The sequence below is a fragment of the Geodermatophilus sp. DF01-2 genome (assembly GCF_004571065.1).
GTDB lineage: Bacteria > Actinomycetota > Actinomycetes > Mycobacteriales > Geodermatophilaceae > Geodermatophilus.
In genome coordinates, this window is record NZ_SPQN01000126.1 from 1 (window position 1) to 7,642 (window position 7,642).

Annotated in this window: 8 protein-coding genes; 4 read left to right on the forward strand and 4 right to left on the reverse strand. The window is 73.2% G+C overall.

The window, feature by feature from the left end; all coding sequences use genetic code 11:
• Positions 1-205 (forward strand): hypothetical protein (locus E4P41_RS20525; protein ID WP_167761202.1); only part of this gene is annotated, 205 nt, incomplete at its 5' end.
• Positions 206-329: 124 nt separating this feature from the next.
• Here E4P41_RS20525 and E4P41_RS20530 read toward each other — a convergent pair.
• Complete coding sequence (locus tag E4P41_RS20530) at positions 330-620, reverse strand: hypothetical protein (protein ID WP_209307834.1); 291 nt, start codon at positions 618-620, stop codon at positions 330-332.
• Positions 621-924: 304 nt separating this feature from the next.
• Between E4P41_RS20530 and E4P41_RS20535 the strand changes: the two genes are divergently transcribed.
• Entirely contained in the window at positions 925-2,433 is a 1,509-nt protein-coding gene (locus tag E4P41_RS20535; protein ID WP_135143068.1) for an APC family permease, read from the forward strand.
• Positions 2,430-2,951, forward strand: coding sequence for a universal stress protein (locus E4P41_RS20540; RefSeq protein ID WP_209307835.1), 522 nt, complete (start codon positions 2,430-2,432; stop codon positions 2,949-2,951). Before E4P41_RS20535 ends, E4P41_RS20540 begins: the two co-directional genes overlap by 4 nt.
• Here the strand turns inward: E4P41_RS20540 and E4P41_RS20545 are convergent.
• Positions 2,926-4,317: an aspartate aminotransferase family protein gene (locus E4P41_RS20545; RefSeq protein WP_135143069.1), complete on the reverse strand. Its 1,392-nt coding sequence runs from the start codon at positions 4,315-4,317 to the stop codon at positions 2,926-2,928. The two genes, E4P41_RS20540 and E4P41_RS20545, sit on opposite strands and share 26 nt — an antisense overlap.
• Before the next feature lie 146 nt (positions 4,318-4,463).
• Here E4P41_RS20545 and E4P41_RS20550 point away from each other — a divergent pair, with 146 nt between their 5' ends.
• On the forward strand, positions 4,464-4,964 hold the full coding sequence (locus E4P41_RS20550; RefSeq protein WP_135143070.1) for an Lrp/AsnC family transcriptional regulator: 501 nt from the start codon (positions 4,464-4,466) through the stop codon (positions 4,962-4,964).
• Between the two features lie 247 nt (positions 4,965-5,211).
• Here the strand turns inward: E4P41_RS20550 and E4P41_RS20555 are convergent, their stop codons facing one another.
• Together E4P41_RS20555 and E4P41_RS22450 are read right to left on the reverse strand one after the other, a co-directional pair.
• Entirely contained in the window at positions 5,212-6,705 is a 1,494-nt protein-coding gene (locus tag E4P41_RS20555) for an HNH endonuclease signature motif containing protein (protein ID WP_135143071.1), read from the reverse strand.
• Between the two features lie 661 nt (positions 6,706-7,366).
• A partial coding sequence (locus E4P41_RS22450; protein ID WP_209307836.1) for a hypothetical protein occupies positions 7,367-7,642 on the reverse strand: 276 nt, incomplete at its 5' end.

Below are 7,642 nucleotides of genomic sequence, written 5' to 3' on the forward strand. Positions count from 1 at the left end.
GGTCGACCGGCTGCGCTGGGCCCTCGTGGCGGCGCTGTTGCGGGACGCCGACGGCGACGCGGACGCCTTCGCGGACCTTCACGCTGCGGCGCTGGCCCGCTTCACCGCCGTCCGCGAACAGGCCGGGTCCGCGCGCGACGACGTCCTGGGCCGGGCCTGCGTGGTGACGGGGGAGCTGCGCCGGCTGGTGGACGCAGTCGGCTGACGAGGTGCGGCCGGCCGGAAGCGGCCCCGTGCAGGCGGCCCCGTCCAGGGCACCGCTCCGAGCTTGCGAGGGGTGGGGAGGACGGTCCTGCTCCTGCGAGCGGCGGGGGGCGAGGGGGCCTTCCTCAGCCGCCCTCGCACATCCCCCAGGGGGAGCCGTAGGCGGTCGGCAGGTCGAGGAAGGGCACCGCGTCGACAGCCTCCGGGCTCAGCACGCCGCGGCCCCGCCACCGTCCGGTGGCCAGCAGCTCGAGGACGACCACGGGGTTGACCGCCGTCTGCCAGACCACTGCCTGGGACCCGTACTCCGCCCTCGACCAGGCGTTGTCGACCACGTGGCACAGGGAGACCTGCCGCGGCCGGCCGTCGGCGCCCGTGCCGCTCGCCCACGGCCCGGCGCAGGTCTTCCCGGTCATCAGCTCGCCGAGCGACGCCGGATCCGGCAGCGCCGCGGCGACGTCGCGGCCGTGCTCGGCGAGCAGGGCCTGCGACGGCGGCCTCGTCGGAGGCGTCGACCTCGGCGACGACGAGCCGTTCCACGAACGCGCGGCGCGCCACGATCGCGGTCACCGCTCTGCCGACACCGCCGGCGCCGACCAGCAGGATGCGCATGTCCACCTCCACAGGTGGCGGGCACCCTGGCCACGGCTTCCGCAGTTCGACCAGGCCCGCGGTCGCCGAACCCTTGGCGGATCGGGATTCTGCTGCGATAACCGTCGCATGCAGCCGGACCCCGCGGACTCCGCCGTCCGCCCGGGAGAGGAGACCACCCTCCGCCCGGGCGCCATCGGCTTCCTCGACGCCCTCGTGATCGGCCTGGCCTCGACCTCACCGGCCTACACCCTGGCCGCGATCATCGGCGCCCTCGTGGCCCTCAGCGGGGTGCACGCCCCCGGCATCCTGCTGGCCTCGTTCGTGCCGATGGTGCTCATCGCCGGCGCGTTCGCCGCGCTCAACCGGGTCGACCCCGACTGCGGGACGACGTTCTCCTGGGTGACCCGCGCGATGGGGCCGTGGGCCGGCTGGATCGGCGGCTGGGCCATCGCGATGACCGGCGTCCTCATCATCGGGTCGCTGGCCAACGTCGGCGTCGTCTTCACCCTGCGCACGCTCGACCTCGACTCGCTGGCCGAGAACACCGCCGTCGTGACCGTGCTGACCGTCGGGCTCGTCCTGCTGATGACCTGGATCTGCGTGCTCGGCACCGAGCTGTCGGCCCACGTGCAGAACGCGCTGATCCTCGCCCAGACGGCGGCGCTCCTGGTCTTCGCCGCGGTCGCCATCCACCGCGGGGCGACCGGCGACAGCCAGCTGGGCGGGCTCGACCCCGGCTGGGACTGGCTCAACCCCTTCGGCGCCGGCGGGGCGGCGCTCACCGGCGGGCTGCTCCTCGGCGTCTTCGCCTACTGGGGCTGGGAGTCGGCGGTGAACCTCACCGAGGAGACCCGCGACTCGACCTCGACCTCCGGCCGCGCGGCGATCGTCTCCACCATCGTCCTGCTGGTCACCTACGTCGGCGTCGCCATCGCCGTCCTGGCCTTCGCCGGCACCGACTACCTCGCCGACAACGCCGACGAGGAGGAGGCGATCCTCGCGCTGTTCTCGACCGAGGTCCTGGGCGGCTGGGACTGGGTGGTCCTCCTGGCGGTGGCGACGGCGGCCGTCGCGTCGACCCAGACGACGATCCTCCCGGCGTCCCGGACGGGGCTGTCGATGGCCCGGCGGCACGCGCTGCCCCGCCGGTTCGGGCACATCTCGCCGCGGCACCGCACCCCCGACGTCTCCACCTGGTGGGTCGGCGTCATCGCCAGCATCTGGTTCGTCGTGGTCAGCCTGGTGAGCGAGAACGCACTGTTCGACTCGATCACCGCGCTGTCGCTGCTCATCGCCTTCTACTACGCGCTCACCGGAATCGCCTGCGCCGTCTACCACCGCCGTCAGCTGACCCGCAGCGTGTCGGCGTTCCTGCTCATCGGCGTCGGGCCGCTGGTCGGGGCGGGACTGCTCATCTGGCTGCTGGTGCTGTCGATCCGCGACCTCGCCGACCCGGAGAACTCCTACACCGGTCAGGCGTGGCTCGGCGTCGGCCCGCCGCTGGTGATCGGCGTCGGGATCTTCCTCGTCGGCCTGGTCGTGATGTTCGCGTGGCGAGCCAGGGACGGCAGGTTCTGGCAGGAGCGGCCGGGCATCGCCGGCGACCGCATCGTCGTCGACGAGGACCTGCGGTGAGCATCGTCCTCAGGTACGACGAGTCGCCGGGGTCCCGGCCGGCGCTGGCGCTCGCTCCGGAGCCGGCGCTTCGCTTCGACGAGTCGCTCGTCCTCGTGTACGGCGTCGAGCCGCCCGGCGGCGTGGGGGAGGAGTTCCAGGCCCACCAACTGGCGCTCGCCGAGCTGGGCCGGACGGCGGTGTCGCACGCGGTCGAGGAGGCCGAGAAGGGCGGCGCCCGGACGGTCGCCGAGGTGCCGCCGCGGAAGCCGGCCCAGGCGTTGGTCGACGCGGCGCGCCGGCACGACGGCCGGGTCATCGTCGCGGCACCCGCGGCGAGAGCCCGCTGCGCGGCGCCGTCCTCGGCTCGGTGTCGCACGAGCTGCTGCACTTCTCCGGTCGCCCGGTGCTGTGCGTGCCGGCGGGGGAGTGAACCCCTTCTCGTCGATCATCGCCGGGTGGCTGCCCGACACACCGACGTGGACAGCCACCCGTCGATGATCAACAGGGAGCTCAGAGCTCGGCCCAGGCCTCGGTGAGCACGCTCCGGAGGATCTGCTCCATCTCGTCGAACTCGGCCTGGCCGCAGACCAGCGGCGGGGCGAGCTGGACGACCGGGTCGCCGCGGTCGTCGGCCCGGCAGTAGAGGCCCGCCTCGAACAGCGCCCCGGCGATGAACCCGCGCAGCAGCCGCTCGGACTCCGCGGCGTCGAAGGTCTCCTTGGTCGCCTTGTCCTTGACCAGCTCGATCCCGTAGAAGTAGCCGTCGCCGCGGACGTCGCCGACGATCGGCAGGTCCAGCAGCCGCTCCAGCGTGGCGCGGAAGGCACCCTCGTTGTCGAGCACCCGCTGGTTGAGCCCTTCCTCCTCGAACAGGTCCAGGTTGGCCAGGGCGACCGCGCAGCTGACCGGGTGCCCGCCGAAGGTGTAGCCGTGCGTGAAGGACGTCGTCCCGCGCAGGAACGGCTCCACGATCCGGTCGGAGGCGATCATCGCGCCGATGGGGGAGTAGCCCGAGGTCAGCCCCTTCGCGCAGGTGATCATGTCCGGCACGTAGCCGAGCTTCTCGCAGGCGAAGGTCGTGCCCAACCTGCCGAAGGCGCAGATCACCTCGTCGCTGACCAGCAGCACGTCGTGCCGGTCGCAGATCTCGCGGACGCGCGCGAAGTAGCCGGGCGGCGGTGGCAGGCAGCCGCCGGAGTTCTGCACCGGCTCGAGGAACACCGCCGCGACGGTGTCCGGGCCCTCGAAGAGGATCGCCTGCTCGATCTGGTCGGCGGCCCACCGGCCGAACGCCTCCGGGTCGCAGCCGAAGACCGGTGCCCGGTAGAGATTGGTGTTGGCCACCCGGACGCTGCCGGGCACCAGCGGTTCGAAGACCTGCTTGATCGCCGGGATGCCGGTGATCGACAGCGCTCCGTGCGTGGTCCCGTGGTAGGCGACCGCCCGGCTGATCACCTTGGTCTTCTGCGGCTTCCCGGTGAGCTTGAAGTACTGCTTCGCCACCTTCCAGGCCGTCTCGACCGCCTCGCTGCCGCTGGTGGTGAAGAAGACCCGGTCGAGGTCGCCGGGGGTGGCGGCTGCCAGCCGCTGGGAGAGCTCGATCGCCGCCGGGTGGGCGTAGGACCACAGCGGGAAGTAGGCCAGTTCCTCCGCCTGCCGCGCCGCCGCCTCGGCGAGCACCCGTCGCCCGTGCCCGGCCTGGACGACGAACAGCCCGGCCAGGCCGTCGAGGTAGCGCCGGCCGCGGTCGTCGAAGATCTCGGCTCCCCGGCCGCGGACGATGACCGGCGGCGGGGTGTCGCGGTAGGCGCCCATCCGGGTGAAGTGCAGCCACAGGTTCGCGGTGGCGTCCGCTCCGATGGGCTGGTCGAGCGCTGTGACGTCCTGTTCGGTGGTGGTCATGACTACGGATCCCGTCGTCCGGAATGGCTCGGAGTGGGGGAATCGTAGCGGGGAGGGCCCGGCACGGGCCACGTCCGAGCTGGCTCTGGTTACCATCCGCAGAGCCCGGAACCGCCGGGTCGACGCGATGCAGGGCGGGGGCCGGGATGAACGTCCGGGGGCAGTTCGTGCTGGACGACGTCTCGCGCGCCATCATCGAGCAGCTCCAGGAGGACGGCCGCCGTCCCTACGCCCGCATCGCCACGGCGGTGGGGCTGTCGGAGGCCGCGGTCCGCCAGCGCGTGCAGCGGCTGCTCGACGCCGGCGTCATGCAGATCGTGGCGGTCACCGACCCGATGCAGGTCGGCTTCTCCCGGCAGGCGATGGTCAGCGTCCGGACCAGCGGCGACCCCCGTGCCGCTGCCGACCGCATCGCCGCCTTCACCGAGGTCGACTACGTCGTCATCACGGCGGGCTCGGTGGACCTGCTGGTGGAGGTGGTGTGCGAGGACGACGACCAGCTGCTCGAGGTCGTTGCCCGCATCCGCGCGGTGGACGGCGTGCAGTCCACCGAGACCCACCTCTACCTGGCGCTGCGGAAGCAGACCTACGCCTGGGGCACCCGCGGCCCGCAGAGCCCGGCGTCCGCCGGCGACGCCGGGCTCTGACGCCGACTTCCCCTACCCCACGACGACTGGCTGGCGTACCCGGCTGGCCGGCCCGGCCGAGTGCCCCGGCCGAGCCGGCACCGAGACGGCTTGTTCGACGACCTCGCGCCGGTCCGGCTCCCCCGAGGACTGACGTGACAGCGGTCGGCGGTCGCGCCGGTCGGTGGCCGGCGGCCGGCGTCGCTTCGGTTGGCGCGCAGGATGGCTCGTGGGCATGGGTACGAGGTGACCCGCGGGTTCGCGGTGATCAGAAGGGCGGCGACTCGTCGTCCGGAGCGGGCGGCGTCGGCGGCGAGCCCCCGGGGTTCGGTGGGTCTGGGGCGGGTGCGCGCATCCCGGGTGGTCGGGTGGTGCGGGTGACCCCGGACGGTGTGGTCACGTGCAGGGTTCCGTCGGGGTCCATGACGAAGCGCCAGCCGCGGGCGAAGGTCTTCAGCCGATGGTGGCTGCGGCACAGACAGCAGAGGTTGCTGCAGTCGGTGGCTCCGCCCTCCGCGTGAGGGATGACGTGGTCGGCGTCGGCCCAGCCGACGCGCTGGCCGCACGTGGGGAACCGGCAGGCGCGGTCGCGGGTGTGGACCAAGGTCTGTTGACCGGGGCTGGGGTCGTGCTGAGGGACCTTGGCCGGCCGGTCCAGGACGGAGCACCCGCAGGTGCCGTCGGGGTGGTCGGGGCAGCCGCGGCGGACGAAGCGGCGCAGCTGATCGAGGGTCGTGGTGGCCCGCAGGGCGCCGTCGTCGTCGGTGAGCGCCAGGGTCACCGTGCCGCCCTCGGGAGTGCGCAGGCCGAGGGCGTCGAGCTGGGCGAGCAGCTCGCGGAGCTGGCCGATGGTGATCGGCAGGCCGTTGACCTCCGCGGGCTCGGCCGAGCTGCCGGCCAGCGCGGACAGCGTGGCGACCAGCTGCAGGTGCGCGGTGACCGGCGGGCGGCCGGTCTCCCACGGGCGCTGGATGAGGTCGGCGAGCACCGCGGCGCGCAGCTGACCGATGGGGCGGGGATCGCCGTCGGCTTTCAGCATGCGGGCGAGCTGGTCGACCACCTCGTAGCAGGCCGCCGCCACCGGGGCGGGCAGGTCGGCGGACAGTGCGCTCATCCCCTCCATCGGTGAGGGGTGGCAGCGCACGTCGGCCTGTCGCTGCGCCTCGTTGTTCCGGGCGTCGACCGCGTCGGCGTCGGCCTCCAGCAGCGCCGCGAGTGCGCGCTTCTTCAGCTTGCCGGTCGTCAGGGACGCCGCCTCGGGCAGCAGCCGGGCCTCGATGGCGCGCGCGATCGCCGGGGACGTGCGCTGCAGGACGTCGGCCAGGACCTTGGCGCGGGTTTCGTCGAGGGCGCCGGCGGCCATGGCCGCCCAGGTGGCGGGCAGGTTCTCCCGGTAGGTCCAGGCGCGGTGGGCGAGGTGGCTGGCGGTGCCGCGGCCGCAGTTGAGTATCACCGCCAGCTCGGCGGTGAAGAACTCGCTGACCCCCGGCAGCTCCGTGTCCGGAGCCCAGGACCCTTTCGCCCCCGGCGTGCCGGGCGCAGGGTCGTCGTCATCCGGGCTGTCGTCGGCCAGCCCCAGGACCAGCTCGGCCTCGTAGGCGGCGTCCATGGCCTTGCGGGCCTGCAGCCGCTGCAGTTCGGCGGCCTTCTCCTCCCGGGTCAGCGCGCCCACCGGCAGCCGTTGCGGAGTCGGCGGCCGCTCCATCAGCCGGCCGACCAGCGCAGCCTCGAACGGCGTGCGCAGGGGGTCGGCTGACGTCATGACCCGAACATACGACCGAGGTACGACATCTTCCGGCTAGTGCCTCGTCGGGCAACGTTCGCCCTGGGCGACCCACTCCGGTACACCGCGGACAGCACCTACAGGCAGCCGAACCGAGCGCCTTGCCGAGCGGGACGAACGGCGCAGCAGTCGAGCCCGCCGAGTGCACGCGAGCGGCCACGGGCGCCGAGTGCCAAAGTTGGCCAGTGGCCTCCATCTCGTCCGGCGGGCGCGACGGTCGCGGAAGCGACGTGGCTTCATGGGCCGACCAGTCTGCTCTGCTCGGAGTCGCCCTCGCGGCCGCTATCAGCGTCGCCGCGGCCGAGGGTCCGTGGGAGCTCCTCGAGTCTGTGGTCGGTGTCGTCCTCCTTGCGGTCTTGTGGGCCTTCTACCCCTGGGATGGGCTGAGCGGTTCCCTCGGTGGCGACCGCATCCGTGCTCGGCAGCGCTATGCCGTCGCGGGCGTCGTCGGGCTTTGTTGCACGTTGATTCCCGGGTGGCCGTTGCAGGCTCACGTCCCCACCACGTGGATGTTGCCTGCCGTGTGGTTGATCGCTGCTGTCGCCACCTGTCTCGTCCTGTCCAGACACCGGCCAACAAGCGAATGTCGGTAGCGAGGACGGGGGCCGAGGTTTGGCTGCTGCACGATTATAACGCTCGGTCAGGTGCCGCGCACCGCACCGGTCCCGCGGACCGCGGCGAGCAGCAGCGCCACCCCCGCCAGCAGCCCCGCGACCGGCCCGGCCCACGCCCCCAGGCCGGTCGCGGCGTGGTGGGTGGGGACCACGGACAGGTGGACGGCGAGCATCGCCGTCGTCAGGACGACGTGCGCCGCCCACGCCGCCCGGCCCGGCTGCCGCCACAGGTGCACCGCGCACAGCAGGCAGGCCGCGGCGAGCACCCCGGTGCCGGCCGCGCCCGGGCGCGGGGCGGCGAG

Excerpts from the sequence above, each read along its gene's own strand:
- E4P41_RS20530 (WP_209307834.1), bottom strand. The coding sequence starts at position 620 with ATGACCGGGAAGACCTGCGCCGGGCCGTGGGCGAGCGGCACGGGCGCC.
- E4P41_RS20535 (WP_135143068.1), top strand. The coding sequence starts at position 925 with ATGCAGCCGGACCCCGCGGACTCCGCCGTCCGCCCGGGAGAGGAGACC.
- E4P41_RS20545 (WP_135143069.1), bottom strand. The coding sequence starts at position 4,317 with ATGACCACCACCGAACAGGACGTCACAGCGCTCGACCAGCCCATCGGA.
- E4P41_RS20550 (WP_135143070.1), top strand. The coding sequence starts at position 4,464 with ATGAACGTCCGGGGGCAGTTCGTGCTGGACGACGTCTCGCGCGCCATC.
- E4P41_RS20555 (WP_135143071.1), bottom strand. The coding sequence starts at position 6,705 with ATGACGTCAGCCGACCCCCTGCGCACGCCGTTCGAGGCTGCGCTGGTC.